This window comes from Kitasatospora sp. NPDC048407 (genome assembly GCF_043200475.1).
Classification (GTDB): Bacteria; Actinomycetota; Actinomycetes; order Streptomycetales; family Streptomycetaceae; genus Kitasatospora.
The window spans coordinates 37258-55381 of the sequence record NZ_JBICXW010000024.1; the positions used below are offsets into that span (position 1 = coordinate 37258).

Genomic DNA, 18124 nt, shown 5'->3' on the forward strand with positions numbered 1-18124 from the left:
CAACCTCGAATAAATTCACTCGAACGTGTGTTTGGCGCAACCTTTCGATAGAGGCGCCAGTTGAGCTGGGCAGTTGGAGCACCAGTCGAGAGGGTCGCCCGCGATGTCCACCCCCAGCGCCGCCAGCGTCATGCACACCGTCGAAGCCAAGACCGCCATCCCGGTGCAGGAGCGTTCCGCGCGCACCACTGACCAGGAGAGCATGGATCAGACCATGAGCCGTAGTCAGCCGATCGAGGAGTCCCCGCTCGGTGTGCCCACCCCCGTCGTCCGTGCCCTCCCCGGCCGACCCCCCGGCATCCGCACCGACGAGGCAGGACTGACCGAGCGCCAGCGCCGCGTCATCGAGGTCATCCGGGATTCCGTCCAGCGGCGCGGCTACCCGCCGTCCATGCGCGAGATCGGCCAGGCCGTCGGCCTGTCCTCCACCTCCTCGGTCGCCCACCAGCTGATGGCCCTGGAACGCAAGGGCTTCCTGCGCCGCGACCCGCACCGCCCGCGCGCCTACGAGGTCCGCGGCGTCGAGGTCGCCCGCCCCGCCGCGGCGGAAACCTCCGGCCGGCCCTCCACCTCCTACGTCCCGCTGGTCGGCCGGATCGCCGCCGGTGGCCCGATCCTCGCCGAACAGACCGTCGAGGACGTCTTCCCGCTCCCCCGCCAGCTGGTCGGCGAGGGCGAGCTGTTCGCCCTGACGGTCAAGGGCGACTCGATGATCGACGCCGCGATCTGCGACGGCGACTGGGTCACGGTCCGGCGCCAGCCGGTCGCCGAGAACGGGGACATCGTCGCGGCGATGATCGACGGCGAGGCGACGGTGAAGCGCCTGAAGCGCGAGGACGGGAAGATCTGGCTGATGCCCCACAACGTGGCGTACGAGCCGATTCCCGGCGACAACGCGACCATTCTGGGCAAGGTCGTGGCCGTTCTGCGCCGCCTCTGAACGCACTACGTGGATCGGCCCGAGGAGAGGGGTTCTCTCGTCGGGCCGATCTTTGCGTTCAGCGCCTTCCGCTTCGCGCAGTTCCCCGCGCCCCTGTCGGGGCGCGGGGGAGTCAGCGAGGCTTGACCGGGGGCGCCGACGCGTCGATCGCGGCCAGCGACCGGCGGACCTGGTTGCGGTCCGTGGTGTACCAGAAGTCCGGCATGGAGGAGCGGAAGAAGCTCCCGTACCGCGCGGTGGCGAGTCGCGGGTCGAGGACGGCGACGACGCCGCGGTCGTCCGCCGCGCGCACCAGGCGGCCGGCGCCCTGCGCCATCAGGAGCGCGGCGTGCGTCGCCGCGACGGCCATGAAGCCGTTGCCGCCGTGGGCTTCGACGTCCTTCTGGCGGGCGCTCATCAGCGGGTCGTCGGGGCGCGGGAAGGGGATCCGGTCCATGACGACGAGCTGACAGGCGGAGCCGGGGACGTCGACGCCCTGCCAGAGCGAGAGGGTGCCGAACAGGCAGGTCTGCGCGTCGGAGGCGAAGGTGCGGATGAGTTCGCCGAGGGTGTCCTCGCCCTGGAGGAGGATCGGCACGTCGAGGCGTTCCCGGAGGGCTTCGGCCGCGGCCTGCGCGGCCCGCATCGAGGAGAACAGGCCGAGGGTGCGGCCGCCGGAGGCGCCGATCAGTTCGGTGAGTTCGTCGAGCATCTCGGGCCGGTCGGGTTCCCGGCCGGGCGGCGGCAGGTGCTTGGCGACGTAGAGGATGCCCTGCTTGGGGTAGGTGAACGGGGAGCCGACGTCCAGTCCGCGCCAGTACGGCGGGGCGTCCTCGCCGGTCTCGGCGCTGGGCCCGTCGGGGGTGCGGTGGTCGGGCAGCCTGGTCTCGCCGGGCAGGCCGAGGGACGCGGCGACGCCGTTGAAGTCGCCGCCGAGCTTGAGGGTGGCGGAGGTGAGGACGACCGAGCGGTCCTTGTACAGGTTCTCCCGGAGCAGCCCGGAGACGGACAGCGGGGCGACCCGCAGCGACGCGGTGCCGAGGCCGAAGCGGTCGCTGCGTTCGATCCAGATGACGTCGTACTCGGAGCCGGTGAGCAGCCGGTCCGCCGTCTCGTGCAGGGTCTCCGCGGAGGCCATCGCCTGCTTGCGCACGGCGTCCTCGTCGCTGAGGCCCTTGTCACGGTTCTCGCCGAGCGAGGTGATGACCTGGCGGCAGGCGTCCCGGATGCCGGCCACGGCGTAGCCGAGGTACTCGGGGAGTTCCTCGACCTGGCCGGGCTGGGCGGTCTCCATCAGGCCGTGGAAGTTCTCGGCGGCGGCCTGCAGCGCGTCCACCGCCTTCTCGTTGGCGAGTTTCGCCGCGCGCTTGACCGCCCGGTTGACGGCGCCGACGGTGAGTTCGGCGGTGGCGGCGCCGGTGACGCGGTTCACCAGCTCGTGGGCCTCGTCGATGATCAGCAGGCCGTGTTCGGGGAGGACGGGCGCGCCCTCGATGGCGTCGATCGCCAGCATCGCGTGGTTGGTGACCACCACGTCCGCCAACTTGGCGCGTTCGCGGGCCTGTTCGGCGAAGCACTCCTGGCCGTAGGCGCACCGGGCGGCGCCCAGGCACTCCTTGGAGGTGACGGAGAGCTGGGCCCAGGCCTTGTCGGAGACGCCGGGGGTGAGGTCGTCGCGGTCGCCGGTCTCGGTCTCGTCGGCCCAGTCGCGCAGCCGCAGGACGTCCTGGCCGAGCTTGCCGGTGGGGCCGCCGAGCGCGTCGACCGGGTCGAACAGGCCCTCGCCCTCGTCGCTCGGGGTGCCCTCGTTGGCGCGGTGCAGGCACAGGTAGTTGGAGCGGCCCTTGAGCATCGCGTACAGCGGGCGGCGGCGCAGCGTCGGGTGCAGGGCGTCGACGGTGCGCGGCAGGTCGCGTTCGACGAGCTGGCGCTGGAGGGCGAGCGTCGCGGTGGCGATCACCACGTTGTCGCCGTGGGCGAGGGCGGGCACCAGGTAGGCGAGGGACTTTCCGGTGCCGGTGCCGGCCTGGACGAGGAGGTGTTCGCCCTCGTCGACGGCGGCGGCGACCGCCTCGGCCATCCGGACCTGCCCGGGCCGCTCCACGCCGCCGACGGCGTTGACGGCGGCGTGCAGCAGCTCCGGGATACGGGAGGCGGGGACGGGGGGCGCCGATGCGTCCGGGCCGCCGGGCAGGGGTGCGGTGTCGTTCGTCATGACGCAACCAGCCTACGGGGCCGGGGTGACAATTCGGTGCCGTCGGGACGGGAGGTGCGCGGTGCTGTGCAGCGGGTTGTCGACCTGACCGTGGACGGCGGCGTGCGGACGGTCCGGGCGGTCGCGGTAGCCGTCGAGCAGCAGCCGGTTGCGGTTCAGGCAGAGCCGGTCGATCCGCGGCGCGAACAGGTCGAACAGTTTGTGCCGGTCGGCGAGTTCCGGGAAGCGCCGCTGGCAGTCCCGGATCCGCTCGGCGAGCAGCTCCCAGAACTCGGTCTCGGGGAGGCCGAGTTGTTCCTCCAGCAGGGGTGCGAGGTAGCGGTAGACGCCGATGAACAGCCCGGAGTGCAGGAACTGGCACAGGTAGTCGGGGTTCTCGCGCAGCAGGACGTCGCCGATGCCGTCGGGCAGGTCGGCGAGTTCCGGCAGCGGCTGGTCGCTGATGTTGACGTCGTCGACGAAGTCCTTGACGGCGAGCCGGACGGGGACGTCCTGCTGGTCGAAGACGATGATCGCGTTCTCGCCGTGCGGGGAGAACACCAGGCCGTAGCGGTACAGGAAGTGCAGCAGCGGCGGCAGCATCACGGTGAACAGCCGGTCGGTCCACTCGCGGACGTCCAGGCCCGAGCGGGCGACGAGTTCGGCGGTCAGCGCGCGGCCGTCGGAGCCGGTCTGCAGCAGCGCGGCCAGGGTGCGGCCGTGTTCGCCGTCGTCGAGGTGGCGGCCGAGCGGCTCGCGCCAGATCGCGCCGAGCAGTTCCTTGTACTGGTAGGGCGCGTCGGGCAGGTCCCGGTACAGCGGGTGTTCGACGGTGACGGAGGCGATCTCGCCGAGCAGGATCACCCGGCATTCGTCGCGCAGGTACGGGTCCTGGTCGCGCAACCCCTGGATCCAGCCGGTGACGGCGGGTGCGGCGAGGGCGCGTTCGGTGGGCAGGCCGCGCCAGACCAGGGTGTTGAGGATGGCGAGCGGCAGTTTGACGGTGCACCGGTCGGGGCGGCTGAGGTTGAAGAACGACCGGATGGACTGCTGGGGCAGCCGCAGGTCGCCGTCGGTGGGCAGTGGGACGATCTCGCCGCTGGCGATCCAGGGCGCGAACAGGCCGACCACGGTCTCGTCCCACTGCCAGGGGTGCACCGGCAGCAGCCAGAACTCGTCGGCCCGTTCGCCGAGTTGGGCGCGGAACGCGGGGTCGAGTTCGGTGTCGTAGATGGTCTCGTCACCGCGGAAGGCGGCCAGGTTCTTGTGCACGGCGAGCCACGGCAGGGTGCGGGGCAGCCGGGCCTCGGGGGCCCAGCGGGCGGCGTCGGCGGCGGAGAAGCCGAGCCGGCCCTTGTTGGCGACGATCCACGGGTGGCCGGTCTGTCTGCCCTCCAGCGCCGCGTGGTCGAGGTCGGCGAGTTCGGCGGCGGTCAGTGCGGTGGCCCGCAGGTGGGCGTCGGCGATCAGGGTGGCGGTGAGTTCGCGGACCAGGTGGCCGGTGGTGTCGCCGGTCAACTTCAGGGTGTGCCGGGCCTGTTGGAGGAATCTCAGCGGGTCGTCGCCGCCGATTATCGAGGCCGGGTCGACCCGCCAGCTGCCATAGGCGCCCCGGCGCGCGGTGAACCGGTAGTCGGCGTCCGGGAGTTCGAGCAGGTAGTGGTCGCCCTCCGGCCGGGGGTGCAGCAGTTCCTCGTAGGCGAATTCGCCGAACAGTTTGGCCAGCATGGCGCGTGCGGCGGCCTGCCAGTGACCGGTGGTGAGCTGGGACGGCAGGTGGAGTGCGGTGTCAACGGCCGGCTGCGGCACGCTCGTTCCCTTCCTGGGGTCGCGGGAGCACCGGGGCCGGGGCGGGCTCGGGTGCGAAGGTGGTCCAGGCGGTGCGGTGGGGCAGCGGGTGCAGGGTCTTGCCCGCGACGGCGTTCAGGATCACGGCGGCGCGGTGCGCGCCGAGCCCGAGGTCCGGGGTGCCGACTCCGTGAGTGTGCAACTCGGCGTTCTGGACGTACAGCCCCCCGGTGAGTTCCGGCCGGGTGGCGACCCGGTGGTCGAGGTCGACCCGGTAGCGGCCCTGTGCGTCCCAGTCGATCAGCCCGGCGATCGGGTCGAGCAGGGCGGGGCGGTGCGCCCGGTAGCCGGTGGCGAGCACCACGGCGTCGGTGCGGATCAGGTGGCGGCGGCCGGAGTCGGTGTGCCGGCAGCGCAGTTCGAGCCGGCCGTCAGGGCCGGGGAGGGCCTCGGTGACGGCGGTGCCGGGGAGGATCTCGACGGGTTCGGCGTCGATCGGGCGGCCCACGGTGCGCTCGTACAGGTGGTCGTGGATCTCGGCGAGGGTCTCCGTGCTGGCCGCCTTGTGCAGTTGCCACTGGGCGGGCACCAGGGCGTCCCGGACCGGCTCGGGCAGGCCGTGGAAGTAGCGGGTGTAGTCGGGGGTGAACTGTTCCAGGCCGAGCTTGGAGTACTCCATCGGCGCGAGCGCCCTGGTGCGGGTGAGCCAGCGCACCAGGGTGCCGTCGCCGGCGTGCCGGCGCAGCAGGTCGAGGAACACCTCGGCGCCGGACTGGCCGGAGCCGACCACCGTGATGTCCCGTGCGCCGTCAAGCCTCTGCCGCTCCGTCAGGTACTCGGCGGAGTGCAGCACCGCCGGGTGGTGGCGCAGCGCCGCGAACGCCTCGGGGCGGGCGGGTTCGGTGCCGACGCCGAGCACCAGGTTCCGGGCCAGGTGCACCGCGCCGGCCGCGTGCACCCGGTAGTGCTGCTGCCCGGCGTCCCAGTGGACGGCGTCGACGGGGCTGTCGAAGCGGCAGTTGGGGAGCCGGTCGGCAGCCCAGCGGCAGTAGTGCTCGTACTCGCGGCGCGGCAGCTGGAAGCGTTCACTGAAGTAGAACGGGAACAGCCGCTGCTGGTGGCGCAGGTAGTTGAGGAACGACCACGGGTTGGTGGGGTCGACCAGCGAGACCAGGTCGGCGAGGAACGGGACCTGCATCCGGGCGCCGTCCACCAGCATGCCGGGGTGCCAGCGGAATTCGGGGCGGGCGTCGAGGAACAGCGCGCTGACGGTGTCGGCCCGGTCGGCGAGCGCGGCCAGCGAGAGGTTGAACGGGCCGATGCCGACGCCGATCAGGTCGTACGGCTCGGGCTGCTGAGTGTTCATGACGTCCTAGGTCTCGGGCCGCGCGCGGATCATCAGGGCGGCGCGCTTGTCGGGGAGGTCGAGATCGGCGGCGCGGGTGAATCCGGCGGCGGTGAACGCCCGGACGGAGGGCGTGTTGCGGACGTCGGGTTCGGCGAGCACCCGGGTGCAGCGGGGTTCGTCCCGCAGCAGCCGGGCGGCGATCGCGTCGAGCAGCAGGGCGCCCAGGCCCCGGCCGCGGGCGGCGGGGGCGAGCAGCAGGTGGATGCCCAGGTCGTGCGGGCGGGCGGGGTAGTGCGCGGCGAGCGGGTCGAGGTCGGCGCGGTACAGCTCGAAGTAGCCGGTGGGTTCGCCGTCGAGCAGCGCGAGGACGGGGCGGCTGCGGCCGTCGCCGTCGAGCTGCCCGGCGAGGTGCGCCGCGGTGGTCCCGGGCGGGCCCGCGAGGGCCCACCAGCGGTCGGTCTCCGGGTCGTTCATCCACCCGGTGATCAGGTCCAGGTCGGTGCTCAACCGGACGGTGCGCAGGACGAGTTCACCGGCGCTGGTGGCGATGGGCCTCACGCCCGGGCCACCGGGTTGTCGATCTCCACGTACACCGACTGGGTCTCCACCGGGCCGACCAGTTCGTCCAGGCCGTGCAGCCGGGTCAGCAGGTTGGCCTTGCAGCGCAGGGTGGGGGCGTCCAGCAGGTGGGCGGGCAGCGTGGAGCGGGTGGCGGTGGCGGCGGGGCCGGACAGGAAGCGGCGCAGCGCGGCCAGCAGCAGTCGTTCGTCGGCGAGTTGCTGGGAGCCGAAGGCGCCGATCAGGCCGAGCACGTGGTTGATGCCGAGGTAGTAGGCGAAGCGTTCGTCGGCGACCGCGTCGGGGACGAAGGTGTCGCTGTGCGCGCCGAGTCCGGGCAGCATCCGGTGCAGCCGGTCGGCGTGCGAGGTGCGGAAGTAGTAGCCCTGGTTGTCGCGGTAGCGGCCGCCGGTGGGCCAGCCCTGCGCGTCGAGCCGGACCAGGCTGTTCTGCTGGTGGGCCTCCAGCGCGATGCCGGCCTGCCCGTCGAGCCAGAGGATCGGCAGCACCACGGCGTCCAGGTAGCGCAGGAACCATTCGGTGGCCACGGTCGCCGCGGGTCGGCCGCTGCGGGCGGCGAGTTCGCCGATCAGCTGGGCGAGTTGCGAGCCGTCCGGGTCGATGGGCTGTTCGGCGACCAGGCCGGCCACGCACAGCGCCCGGTCGGCGGGGCCGAACGGCAGCTCCCGCAGCACGGTGTCCAGGCCGTTGGGGTCGCCGAGGGCGGGGTGGTCGACGCCGATCCAGGCCGGGTCGCGGACGATGTCGAAGCCGGGGTGGGCGGCCTGCCACTTCCGGCCCAGGCCGGCCTCCAGCAGCCGGTGCACCTCGACGCCGCGGTGGAGTTCCTTGCGCAGGTTCTCCCGGCGGGAGTTGGTGATCCGCAGGCCCAGCGAGAGTTTGAGCATCCACGGGGTGCCGGGTCGGCAGACGGTGCGCACCGAGCTGGTGGGGTGCCAGGGGTCGCCGTGCTGGCCGAGGTCGGTCAGCAGGCCCTGGTCCAGCAGGTCGGCGACGGCGGGACGGAGGGTCAGCTCCCGGGCCTGCCACGGGTGCAGTGGCAGTGCGGCGGTGCCGGCGGGCAGCGGGCGGCCGTACAGCTCGGCGGTGAGCCGCTCGGCGGGGGCGCCGGCGGCGGAGTCCGCGGCGAGCAGGCTGCGGTCGACGGCCCACCAGTGCAGCCGGAACGAACCGTGCAGCTCCGGCGAGTAGGCGGCGGACTGGGCGGGGCCGAGGCCGTCGCGGCTCTTCGGGGTGGGGTGCAGCGGGTGGCCGAGCAGCAGCGACTGTTCGGCGCGCAGGAACGGGTCGACGGGGGCGGAGGTGAACGTCCGGCGGTGGGCGAGGATCTCGGCGGTGCGGCCGACCGAGTCGGCCACCCGGGAGGTGAGGTCGGCGAGCTGGCCGGGTTCGGGGCGGCCGGTGGCGCCGGCCACCAGGGCGGCGACGGTGACGGCGTCCACCGGGTGTTCGGCGTTGCCGGTGGAGACGGTGGCGGGGCCGAACCGGTGCCAGCCGCAGGCCGACCAGTGCCGCACCGGCGCGGACAGCTGGGCGGCGCCGCCGAGGACGGGGATGCGCAGCAGGTCGCCGTCGGGGCGTTCGGCGGCGGTCTCCCGGGCCCAGCACCGCAGCAGGCTCTCGGTGGCGGCGTGTTCGGCGGCGACGGCCGGATCCGGGTGGAGCAGCAGGTCCGGGGTGGGGTGCCCGGCCGACGGCAGGACGACCGGGAGAACCTCGGTGAGGGTGGTGGACAAATCCGCTCCTTGAGCCGCGCGAGAGCCTTCGGGTAAGGGTTACCTATCCCGGAGCGCCGGATACAAAATCGCCTCACCCGTTCCAGTGAGTTTCCGTTGATCACCCGCGCAGCAGCCGGCCGGCTGGGATCCTGACGGACCGTCACCATCACGGTTCGATGACCGGACGCCAACAGGACCGCACCGCCCGCCGGTGGTTCGCGCCCCGAATGAAAGACTGTCCCGGGGGAACGGACCGTTTCAGGGGGGTTGAGAGTGAGGGCACGGGGGGTGCTGGCCGCGCTGACCGCGGCGGTGCTGCTGGGCGGGGTGGCCGGCTGCGGCTCGGACGGCGGCCCGGGCGGGGACGGGAACCCGCACAGCTTCGCCGAGTTGAAGCACTGGGGGTTCACCGAGTGGGACCACTGGGCGCAGCGGCACAGCTTCCGCAATCCGGTGGTGGCGGGCGCGTGGAGCGCCGAGACGATGGACCAGGCGCCGCCGCAGCAGCCCGCGCCGGCGCCCGAGTCGGCGGCACCTGAGTCGCCGTCGGCCGTGCCGTCCACGGGAACCGGTCCGGGCCCGGTCCCGGCGGTCGCCGCGCAGCCGGTGCCGCGGCCGTACACCAGCTATCCGGCGTCGGGGAAGGTCTTCCTGACCGCGCCGAACGGCGGCACCGGCCAGTGCTCGGCCACCGTGGTGGCCGATCCGGCGAACCCGGGCCGCAGCAACCTGGTGTGGACGGCCGCGCACTGCGTCCACGAGGGCAAGGGCGGCGACTGGTACAAGAACCTGGTCTTCGTCCCGGCCTACAACAGCTCGGGCGCGGCCAGCGACCACCACAAGGCCTCGCTCGCCGAGGTCGCCCCGCTCGGGCAGTGGTGGGCGGACAAGGTGATCACCTCACCGCTGTGGACCACCGAGGGCACCAGGGGCGGGGACGCCGCGAACCAGTACGACTTCGCGGTGATCAAGGTGCACGGCCCGGAGGGCGAGAGCCGCTCGCTGGAGGAGGTGCTCGGCACCGCCGTTCCGGTCTGGTTCGACGCGCCGCGCGAGCAGCTCGCCATCCAGGCCTGGGGCTACCCGGCCGTCGCGCCGTTCGACGGGCAGGAGCTGGAGCGCTGCGACTCCGGCCGCCCGGCCGCCCGGAGCTTCGACGCCGCCCGCCCCGCGATGCTGGTGATCGGCTGCACCATGACGGCCGGCGCCTCCGGCGGCGGCTGGTTCGCGGACGGCCCGGACGGCCGCCAACGCCTGGTCAGCAACACCTCCATCGGCACCCAGGCGCACACCGCCCTGAACGGCCCCTACCTGGAGGGCGTGGCCCGCCAGGCCCTCGACTACATCTCCCGGAAGTGACCGCCCGTCACCTCCGCACGACCTTCTCGACCGAACGACGACCACGGGGGGAATCACCCATGACCGACCAGCACCGCGTGAAGCGCCGCATCCGAAACGCGTCCGCGGCCGCCCTGGTGACGGTACTCGCCGTCACCACCGCCGCCTGCCAGAGCGACAAGCCGAAGGCGAGCCCGGCGCCGGCCGGACAGTCCTCCGGGGCTTCGAACAAGGACTCCGTCGACATCGGCGACGTACAGAACTTCCTTTCCCAGGTGCCGAACTGGAGCGCCGACGACTGGAAGAAGTGGGCGGCCAAGAACGGCTTCAAGCCCGAGGACATCGCGAAGATCAAGGACTTCTGGGACAAGAAGAAGCCTTCCGACCCGACGAAGAGCACCGAGATCACGCCGGACGCCCCCTCGATCAAGGACCTGACCCTCCCGACCCCCGTCAAGGCCAAGGCCCAGCCGCACCCGTACAGCGCGGACACCGCCGTGATCGGGAAGGTCTTCTTCCAGGCCCCCGACGGCCCGATGGTCTGCTCGGGCACCGTGGTCTCCGACCCGGCCCACCCCGGCAAGAGCAACCTGGTGTGGACGGCCGGCCACTGCGTCCACGACGGCAAGGGCGGCGACTTCTTCACCAATTGGATGTTCGCGCCCGGCTACAACCGCAGCGGTGTCACCAGCAACGGGAAGAAGCCGGAGATCACCTGGGCCCAGGCCGCCCCGATGGGCCGCTGGCTGGCCACCGACATGCTGATCATGCCGCAGTGGGCCAAGGAGGGCACCAAGGTCGGCACCGCGGCGATGCAGTTCGACTTCGCGGTGGTCCGGGTGGCCGCGCTCGACGGCTCCGACCGCTCGCTGGAGGAGACCGTCGGCTCCTCCGTCCCGATCTGGTTCGGCGCCAAGCCGGACGAGATCACCTCGCCGTCGGGGTACGGCTACCCGGGCGCCGCGCCCTACAACGGCGAGGAGCTGGAGCACTGTGACGCCCCCAAGCTCAGCCCGTTCGTCTTCGACCGCTCGCGCCCGCCGATGCTCGCCATGGGCTGCACCATGACCGGTGGATCCTCGGGTGGCGGCTGGCTCACCCGCCAGAACGGCAAGACGATGCTGTTCTCCAACGTGTCGATCGGCGACCACGTGAACGACTGGCAGGCCGGGCCGACCCTCGGCCCGGAGGCCAAGAAGATGTTCGACGCCTTCGTCGCCAAGAAGTAACCGGAACGCCGGACGGGCGGCACACCACGAAGGTGTGCCGCCCGCCCGTCCGTCCGGATGCCTCAGGCCGTGACGACCGCGTACCGCTCCAGCTCGGCCGCCAGCACCGCCGCCACCTTGGCGTGCAGCAGCGTGCCTTCCGCGGTGTGCTCGGCGCTGATCAGCTCGCCCTCCGCGTGCACCCGGGAGACCAGGTCGCCGCGTGTGTAGGGGACCAGGACCTTGACCTCCACCGCGGGGCGGGGCAGTTCCTCGTCGATCAGGGTGAGGAGCTCCTCGATGCCCATGCCGCTGCGGGCCGAGACCACGATGGCGTGCGGCTCGCGGCGCAGCAGGCGCTGGAGCACCGCCGGGTCGGCCGCGTCCGCCTTGTTGATCACCACGATCTCGGGCACGTTCTGTGCCTCGACCGAGACGATCACCTCGCGCACGGCGGCGAGCTGCGTCTCCGGCTCCGGGTGGGAGCCGTCCACCACGTGCAGGATGAGGTCGGCGTCGGCGACCTCCTCCATGGTGGAGCGGAACGCCTCGACCAGGTGGTGCGGCAGGTGCCGGACGAAGCCGACGGTGTCGGCCAGCGTGTACAGCCGGCCGCTCGGGGTCTGCGCCCGGCGGACCGTCGGGTCCAGGGTGGCGAACAGCGCGTTCTCCACCAGGACGCCGGCGCCGGTGAGCCGGTTGAGCAGCGAGGACTTGCCGGCGTTGGTGTACCCGGCGATGGCCACCGAGGGCACCTGGTGGCGCCGCCGCTCCTGCCGCTTGGTGTCGCGGCCCTTCTTCATGTCGGCGATCTCCTTGCGGAGCTTCGCCATCTTCTCGCGGATCCGCCGACGGTCGGTCTCGATCTTGGTCTCACCGGGACCACGGGTGGCCATACCGCCGCCCGAGGTACCGGAGCCACCGCCACCCATCTGCCGGGACAGCGACGCGCCCCAGCCGCGCAGGCGCGGCAGCATGTACTGCATCTGCGCGAGCGAGACCTGCGCCTTGCCCTCACGGGACTTGGCGTGCTGGGCGAAGATGTCCAGGATCAGGGCGGTGCGGTCGACGACCTTGACCTTCACCACGTCTTCCAGGTGGATCAGCTGACCGGGCGTGAGCTCACCGTCGCAGACCACGGTGTCGGCGCCGGAGGAGGCGACCAGGTCGCGCAGCTCCTTGGCCTTGCCGGAGCCGATGTAGGTGGCCGCGTCGGGCTTGTCACGGCGCTGGATCACACCGTCCAGGACTTCGGAGCCGGCCGTCTCGGCGAGCGCGGCGAGCTCGGCCATCGAGTTCTCCGCCTCCTCGAGCGTGCCGTCCGTCCACACGCCGACGAGCACCACGCGCTCCAGGCGGAGCTGGCGGTACTCGACTTCGGTGACGTCCTGCAGTTCGGTGGAGAGGCCGGCGACACGCCGGAGCGCGGCGCGCTCGGAACGGTCGTACTGCTCTCCGTCGTAGTTGCCGAGGCCCTCGTCGATCGCCGCGAGGTCCTCGTCCATCAGGGCTTCCGCCTTGAGGTCGGCGAGGCGGTTGGCCGACTCGCTCGATCGGGTGCGGCTGTCGAACGTGGAGGTCATTTCATCCTTGGATTGATCGGGTGATGCTCTCGGACAACACGGCGGAACCGCCGTGAATTCCCCACGATGGTCGCACGCCCGCTGTGCCCGAGTCATCCCTTTTACCAGCCGCCACGACGGCCTCCGCCACCGGCCCCGGCACGGCCCGCTCCGCCCCGGCCGCCGGCGCCGGAGCCCGGCCGGGCAGCTCCTCGGGCCCGCCCGGCCGGTACACGTCGTACACGCCCGACACCCGGAGCATCGCCCGCATCACGGCGGGCAGCTTGGCGGCGTCGGCGAGTTCCAGGGTGTAGCTGTGCCGCACCCGCAGCTGGCGGGGCGGCTCGACGTCGGCGGAGAAGATCGACACGCCCTCGCCGGAGATCGCGGCGGTCAGGTCGGCCAGCAGCCGGGGCCGGTTCAGCGCCTCGGCGTGCAGGGTGGCCCGGTAGCCCCACTGCGGGGCGCCGCCGGGCAGCCAGCGGACCGGGACCGCCCGACGGCCGCCGCGCAGCATCCGGGTGCCGGTCGAACAGCCGGTCCGGTGCACCGCGACGACGCCGCCGCTCAGCACGATGCCGGCCACCGCGTCGGGCGGCACGGGCGTGCAGCAGCGTGCCAACCGGACGGTGGCGCCCGGCAGTTCGGGCACGTCGGCGGGCGCGCCGGGTGCGGCGGCGGGCGGCGCGGGCGGGGCGGCGGCGGGCACCGGGGCGCCGGCCGCGGGCGGCCGTTCGGCGGCGGGCGCGGGCAGCGGCCCGGCCGCCAGCCGGCGCTCGATGGCGAGCCGGGCGGCGGGGGTGCGGACGTACTCCAGCCACTCCCGGTCGGGGCCGCTGTCCTCGCCGGGCGGGGCGGTGAGCAGGCCGAGCACGTCGCCGTCGCGCAGTTCGGTGGAGAGCGCGGTGAGCCGGCCGTTGATTCGGGCGCCGATGCAGCGGTGGCCGGTCTCCTCGCCGATCAGGTAGGCGGCGTCCAGACAGCTGGCGCCGGCGGGCAGGTGCAGGGTGGTGCCGTCCTCGGTGACGGCGGTGATCTCGCGGTCGTCGCGCAGGTCGGCGGTGAGCGCGGACCAGAAGGCGTCCGGGTCGGGGGTGTCCTGCTGCCACTCCAGCAGCCGGGCCAGCCAGCCGGGGCGGGCGGGGTCGGTGCGGTCCTCGGGGTCGTCGGCGGCGCCCTGCCGGTCGGCGGTGCGCGGGTCGCCGAGCGCGACCACGCCGGTCTCGGCGACCTCGTGCATCCGCCGGGTGCGCACCAGGACCTCGATCACCTCGCCGCCGGGCAGCGCCACCGCGGTGTGCAGCGACTGGTACAGGTTGAACTTGGGGGCGGCCACGAAGTCCTTGAACTCGCCGGGCAGCGGCGTCCAGCAGGTGTGCAGTTCGCCGAGCACCGCGTAGCAGTCGGCGTTCTCCTCGACCACCACCAGCAGCCGCCCGTAGTCGGCGGGCCGCAGCGCCGCGCCGTCCGGGCCGGCCCCGCGTTTGATCATCACCCGGTGCAGCGAGACCAGGTGCCGGGGGCGGACGGTGACGGCGGAGGAGATCCCGGCCTCGCCGAGCTGGCGGCCGAGTTCGGTGGCGAACGGGGCGAGCACGCCGTCGGCCCAGCCGCCGGCCACCGCGCCGGTGTCCGCGTACTCCTCGGGGTGCAGGGTGGCGAACACGATGTCCTCCAGCTCCGCCTTCACCACCTGGATGCCGAGCCGTTCGGCGAGCGGGATCAGCACGTCCCGGGTGACCTTGGCGATCCGCACCTGGCTGGCCGGCTTCATGTGCCGGATGGTGCGCATGTTGTGCAGCCGGTCGGCGAGTTTGATCACCATCACCCGGACGTCGTCGCCGGTGGCGACCAGCATCTTGCGGAAGGTCTCGGGTTCGGCCGCCGCGCCGAAGTCGACCTTCTCCAGCTTGGTGACGCCGTCCACCAGGTACGCGATCTCCGGCCCGAAGACCTCGGCGACCTGATCGAGCGTCACTTCGGTGTCCTCGACGGTGTCGTGCAGCAGCGAGGCGACCAGCGTGGTGGTGTCCGCGCCGAGCTGGGCGAGGATCATGGTGACGGCGAGCGGGTGGGTGATGTACGGCTCGCCGCTCTTGCGGGTCTGCCCGCGGTGGCTCTCCTCGGCGACCCGGTAGGCCCGGGCCAGCAGCGCCAGATCGGCCTGCGGGTGGTGCACCCGGTGCGCCTGCACGATCGGTTCGATGGCGTCGGGGACGGGCGTCCGCCCGGTGGCGAGCAGCGCCGCCCGGCCGGCCCGGCCGAGCGCCGCACGGCTGAAGCGGCTCGCCTGCTGCTTGGACGGCGAGCCCGCCAACTCGGAGCGGATGGTCATCTGCACCTCCGGCAGCAACACCGGAGCGACGGCCGACCCGGTGGTCCATGCTACCGAGCACAGCACGTTCGGCGAGCCCCCGCTTCGGCTCTGCCATCGGTATCACCCGAACGGGGGGATTAGCCGGATAGCGGCGTGGGAAGCGGGAGCTGACGGTTCGTCCAGCTGACCTGCCGTTACACCAGAACACCCTCGGCGACGATCACGGCGGGGCCGGTCATCTCGATCCGGCCGTCGGGGAACTCCTCGATCACCAGCCGCCCGCCGGGCAGGTCGACCGTCCAGCTGACGGCCCGTCCGGTGTCCGCCGGGTCCAGCCCCGCGCGGCGGATCGCGGCCACCGCGACGGCGCAGGCGCCCGTCCCGCAGGAGCGGGTCTCGCCGGAGCCGCGCTCGTGCACCCGCATCGCCACGTGCCGCTCGCCGCGGTCCACCACGAACTCCACGTTCACGCCCTGGGGGTACACGCCCTGGGGCGCGGTGGCCGGCGCGTCGTACAGGAGCCCGGCGTGCGCGAGGTCCTCGACGAACGCGACGGCGTGCGGATTGCCCATGTTGACGTTCAGCGCGGGCCAGCTGCGGTCGTCGACGGTGACGGTGATGTCGTCCGGGCCGGGCAGCACCGCGCGGCCCATGCCCACGGTGATCTCGCCCGGGGTGCCGTCGGCGGCGTCCTCGGCGATCCGCATCTGCTTCACCCCGGCCCGGGTGGCGACCGCCAGCTCGCCCGGCTTCGCGTGCCCGGCGTGCACCAGGTAGCGGGCGAACACCCGCACCCCGTTGCCGCACATCTCGGCGATCGAGCCGTCCGCGTTGCGGTAGTCCATGAACCACTCGGCCTGCCCGGCCATCCCCACCGCCACCGGCTCGGCCGCCGAGCGCACCACCCGCAGCACGCCGTCCGCGCCGATCCCGGCCCGCCGGTCGCACAGGGCGGCGACGGTGGCCGCCGACAGCTCCAGCTCACCGTCCGGGTCGGGGACGATCACGAAGTCGTTCTGGGTGCCGTGCCCCTTGAGGAAGGCCGTTCCGCTGATTCCGCTGCGCTCGCTCACACCGCCGATGGTAACGGCCGCGAAGAGCTAACCGCGCAGGTGGACGACCCGCCAGACGGCCAGCGCCAGGGCGACGGCCACCAGCAGGGTGTAGACCACGATGGCCTTCCAGCCGGCCCGCTCCGAGGAGCCCCGGCGCGGCACGCCCGGCCACTTGTAACCGGCCCGGCGGGCGGCCATCGCACCCCAGCCGACCGAGGCGGCGGTGATCAGCAGGCCGAGCATCCCGATCATCGCGGTCGCGCCCTCGCTGCCGAAGGCCAGCGGGAAGGCGAACATCAGCGAGCCGAACATCACCGTTCCGGCGATCGGCAGGATCTGCCACCAGCGCAGCCGGCGGCGCGGCCGGATGTCCCGCACGTGCACCACGCCCGGCGCGGTGGCCAGGTCGTCGATCGCGGGAAGCGCCACCGCGTACGAGGTGGTCGGGACGGCCAGTTCGGGCAGCGTCTCGGAACCGTCGGACACGTCGCCCAGCAGCTCATCGGTTTCGGGGCCGGTACCCGTTGACACGCGGCCTCCCCTGACGGCTCGACGCGAACTCCGGAGCTCGCGGGCGGTGAGGCCGGCCCGCGTGCCGGGCCTCGGTGCTACCGATGATGGCACGCGGCAAGACCCGGACAGGGCGTCCCACGGGGTGATCGGGTGATCCGATGCCAGGACGTGATCCGGCCGTGACCGCCGGTACCTCCTGCACCTGCGTCTGCCGGTGCAACTGCCCGGGCGACTGGCCTGATCACGCCCCTGGGCAGCCGAAATCCGCCGGTCAGCCGGTGTCGCCGGGGCGTTCCGGGCGATCAATCAGTTCCATTGCGCGGCCCAGGAGTTCGACCGGATCGGCGCCCTCCGGACGGTCCAGCCAGTGGATCCGGTCGTCCCGCCGGAACCACGACTCCTGACGCCTGGCGAACCGCCGGGTGGCCCGCACCGTCTCCGCCCGCGCCTCGTCCTCGGTGCACTCGCCGGCGAAGAACGCCAGCACCTGCTGGTAGCCCAGCGCCCGGCTCGCGGTCAGCCCCTCGCGCAGCCCGACCCGCTCCAGCGCCCGCACCTCGTCCAGCAGGCCGGCCTCCCACATCCGGTCGACCCGCAGCTCGATCCGCCGGTCCAGCTCCGGCCGCGGCACCTGCACACCGATCTGCACCGCCTCGTACACCGCGCGCTGCGTCGGCAGGTTCGCGGTGAACGGCTGCCCGGTGATCTCGATGACCTCCAGCGCCCGGACGATCCGCCGCCCGTTGCTGGTCAGGATCGCCTCCGCGGCCGCCGGGTCCAGCCCGGCCAGCCGCCGGTGCAGCACGCCCGGCCCGACCCGCTCCAGCTCCTCCTCCAGCCGGGCCCGCACCTCGGGGTCCGTACCGGGGAACTCCATCTCGTCGATCGCCGCCCGCACGTACAGGCCCGAACCGCCCACCAGCACCGGCACCCGGCCGGCCGCCAGCAGCCGGTCCATCTCGGCCCGGGCGAGACGCTGGTACTCGGCCACCGAGGCGGTCTCGGTGACCTCCCAGATGTCCATCAGATGGTGCGGAACACCGCCGCGCTCGTCCTCGGGCAGCTTGGCGGTGCCGATGTCCATGCCCTTGTACAACTGCATCGAGTCGGTGTTCACCACCTCCCCGCCGAGCTCACTGGCGATCGCCACCGCCAGATCGGACTTGCCGGCCGCCGTCGAACCGACCACCGACACCACCCGGCGCGGACGTACAGAAGAAGAAGAGGAGGAACCGCTCACCCCACCAGTCTCGCAAAACCCGGGCACCTCTCGTGTCGCGACCTCGTTGACCGGGGAAGATCAGCTATGCCTGGTACCGATCTGACACGAAAAGCGAGGAACGCCCCATGGGTCTGATGGACAACCTCAAGGGCAAGGCCGAGGAACTCAAGGACAAGGCCAGTGAGCTGGCCGGAAAGCACGGCGACAAGATCGACAACATGGTGGACAAGGCCGGCGAGACCATCGACAAGGCCACCAAGCACAAGTACAGCGAAAAGATCGAGAAGAGCACCTCGGCCGCCAAGCACGCCCGCGACGACTTCGCGGCGAAGCCCAAGGACGACTGAAACCTCGCGCCCCGGT

The 18124-nt window shown here is 72.6% G+C and carries 14 protein-coding genes; 4 read left to right on the forward strand and 10 right to left on the reverse strand.

Annotated elements, in window-relative coordinates:
• Positions 1 to 214: 214 nt before the first annotated feature.
• Entirely contained in the window at positions 215 to 940 is a 726-nt protein-coding gene (gene lexA, locus ACGFWJ_RS31075) for a transcriptional repressor LexA (RefSeq protein WP_198520699.1), read from the forward strand.
• A gap of 112 nt (positions 941 to 1052) precedes the next feature.
• On the opposite strand, the gene ACGFWJ_RS31080 is transcribed toward lexA, so the two are convergent.
• From ACGFWJ_RS31080 to ACGFWJ_RS31100, 5 genes are read right to left on the reverse strand one after another with little or no spacing between them, the layout of a single operon-like run.
• Positions 1053 to 3134 carry an ATP-dependent DNA helicase gene (locus tag ACGFWJ_RS31080; protein ID WP_387866634.1) on the reverse strand — a complete coding sequence of 694 codons (2082 nt, stop codon included), beginning with the start codon at positions 3132 to 3134 and terminating at the stop codon, positions 1053 to 1055.
• 12 nt (positions 3135 to 3146) lie between these two features.
• Positions 3147 to 4922 carry an IucA/IucC family protein gene (locus tag ACGFWJ_RS31085; RefSeq protein WP_392955424.1) on the reverse strand — a complete coding sequence of 592 codons (1776 nt, stop codon included), beginning with the start codon at positions 4920 to 4922 and terminating at the stop codon, positions 3147 to 3149.
• Positions 4903 to 6267 (reverse strand): lysine N(6)-hydroxylase/L-ornithine N(5)-oxygenase family protein, encoded by a 1365-nt coding sequence (locus ACGFWJ_RS31090; RefSeq protein WP_392955426.1) that lies wholly within the window; start codon positions 6265 to 6267, stop codon positions 4903 to 4905. Before ACGFWJ_RS31090 ends, ACGFWJ_RS31085 begins: the two co-directional genes overlap by 20 nt.
• A gap of 6 nt (positions 6268 to 6273) precedes the next feature.
• Positions 6274 to 6807 (reverse strand): GNAT family N-acetyltransferase, encoded by a 534-nt coding sequence (locus ACGFWJ_RS31095; protein WP_392955428.1) that lies wholly within the window; start codon positions 6805 to 6807, stop codon positions 6274 to 6276.
• A complete protein-coding gene (locus ACGFWJ_RS31100; RefSeq protein WP_392955430.1) occupies positions 6804 to 8564 on the reverse strand; it encodes an IucA/IucC family protein in 1761 nt (586 codons plus the stop codon). Before ACGFWJ_RS31100 ends, ACGFWJ_RS31095 begins: the two co-directional genes overlap by 4 nt.
• Positions 8565 to 8819: 255 nt before the next feature.
• Between ACGFWJ_RS31100 and ACGFWJ_RS31105 the strand changes: the two genes are divergently transcribed.
• Both ACGFWJ_RS31105 and ACGFWJ_RS31110 read left to right on the forward strand, forming a co-directional pair.
• Positions 8820 to 9905: a trypsin-like serine peptidase gene (locus ACGFWJ_RS31105; protein WP_392955432.1), complete on the forward strand. Its 1086-nt coding sequence runs from the start codon at positions 8820 to 8822 to the stop codon at positions 9903 to 9905.
• A gap of 59 nt (positions 9906 to 9964) precedes the next feature.
• Positions 9965 to 11113 carry a trypsin-like serine peptidase gene (locus ACGFWJ_RS31110; protein ID WP_387648778.1) on the forward strand — a complete coding sequence of 383 codons (1149 nt, stop codon included), beginning with the start codon at positions 9965 to 9967 and terminating at the stop codon, positions 11111 to 11113.
• Positions 11114 to 11175: 62 nt separating this feature from the next.
• On the opposite strand, the gene hflX is transcribed toward ACGFWJ_RS31110, so the two are convergent.
• From hflX to miaA, 5 genes are all read right to left on the reverse strand, one after another.
• Positions 11176 to 12675, reverse strand: coding sequence for a GTPase HflX (gene hflX, locus ACGFWJ_RS31115; protein ID WP_392955434.1), 1500 nt, complete (start codon positions 12673 to 12675; stop codon positions 11176 to 11178).
• A gap of 1 nt (position 12676) precedes the next feature.
• Positions 12677 to 14989: a RelA/SpoT family protein gene (locus tag ACGFWJ_RS31120; RefSeq protein ID WP_392955436.1), complete on the reverse strand. Its 2313-nt coding sequence runs from the start codon at positions 14987 to 14989 to the stop codon at positions 12677 to 12679.
• 176 nt (positions 14990 to 15165) lie between these two features.
• Positions 15166 to 16044, reverse strand: a complete 879-nt coding sequence (gene dapF / locus ACGFWJ_RS31125; protein WP_392955438.1) for a diaminopimelate epimerase — start codon at positions 16042 to 16044, stop codon at positions 15166 to 15168.
• Between the two features lie 27 nt (positions 16045 to 16071).
• On the reverse strand, positions 16072 to 16557 hold the full coding sequence (locus ACGFWJ_RS31130; protein ID WP_387648770.1) for a hypothetical protein: 486 nt from the start codon (positions 16555 to 16557) through the stop codon (positions 16072 to 16074).
• A 253-nt stretch (positions 16558 to 16810) separates the two neighbouring features.
• A complete protein-coding gene (gene miaA / locus ACGFWJ_RS31135) occupies positions 16811 to 17779 on the reverse strand; it encodes a tRNA (adenosine(37)-N6)-dimethylallyltransferase MiaA (protein WP_392955440.1) in 969 nt (322 codons plus the stop codon).
• A gap of 107 nt (positions 17780 to 17886) precedes the next feature.
• Here miaA and ACGFWJ_RS31140 point away from each other — a divergent pair, with 107 nt between their 5' ends.
• On the forward strand, positions 17887 to 18108 hold the full coding sequence (locus ACGFWJ_RS31140; protein WP_387648766.1) for an antitoxin: 222 nt from the start codon (positions 17887 to 17889) through the stop codon (positions 18106 to 18108).
• The last annotated feature ends 16 nt before the right edge of the window (positions 18109 to 18124 follow it).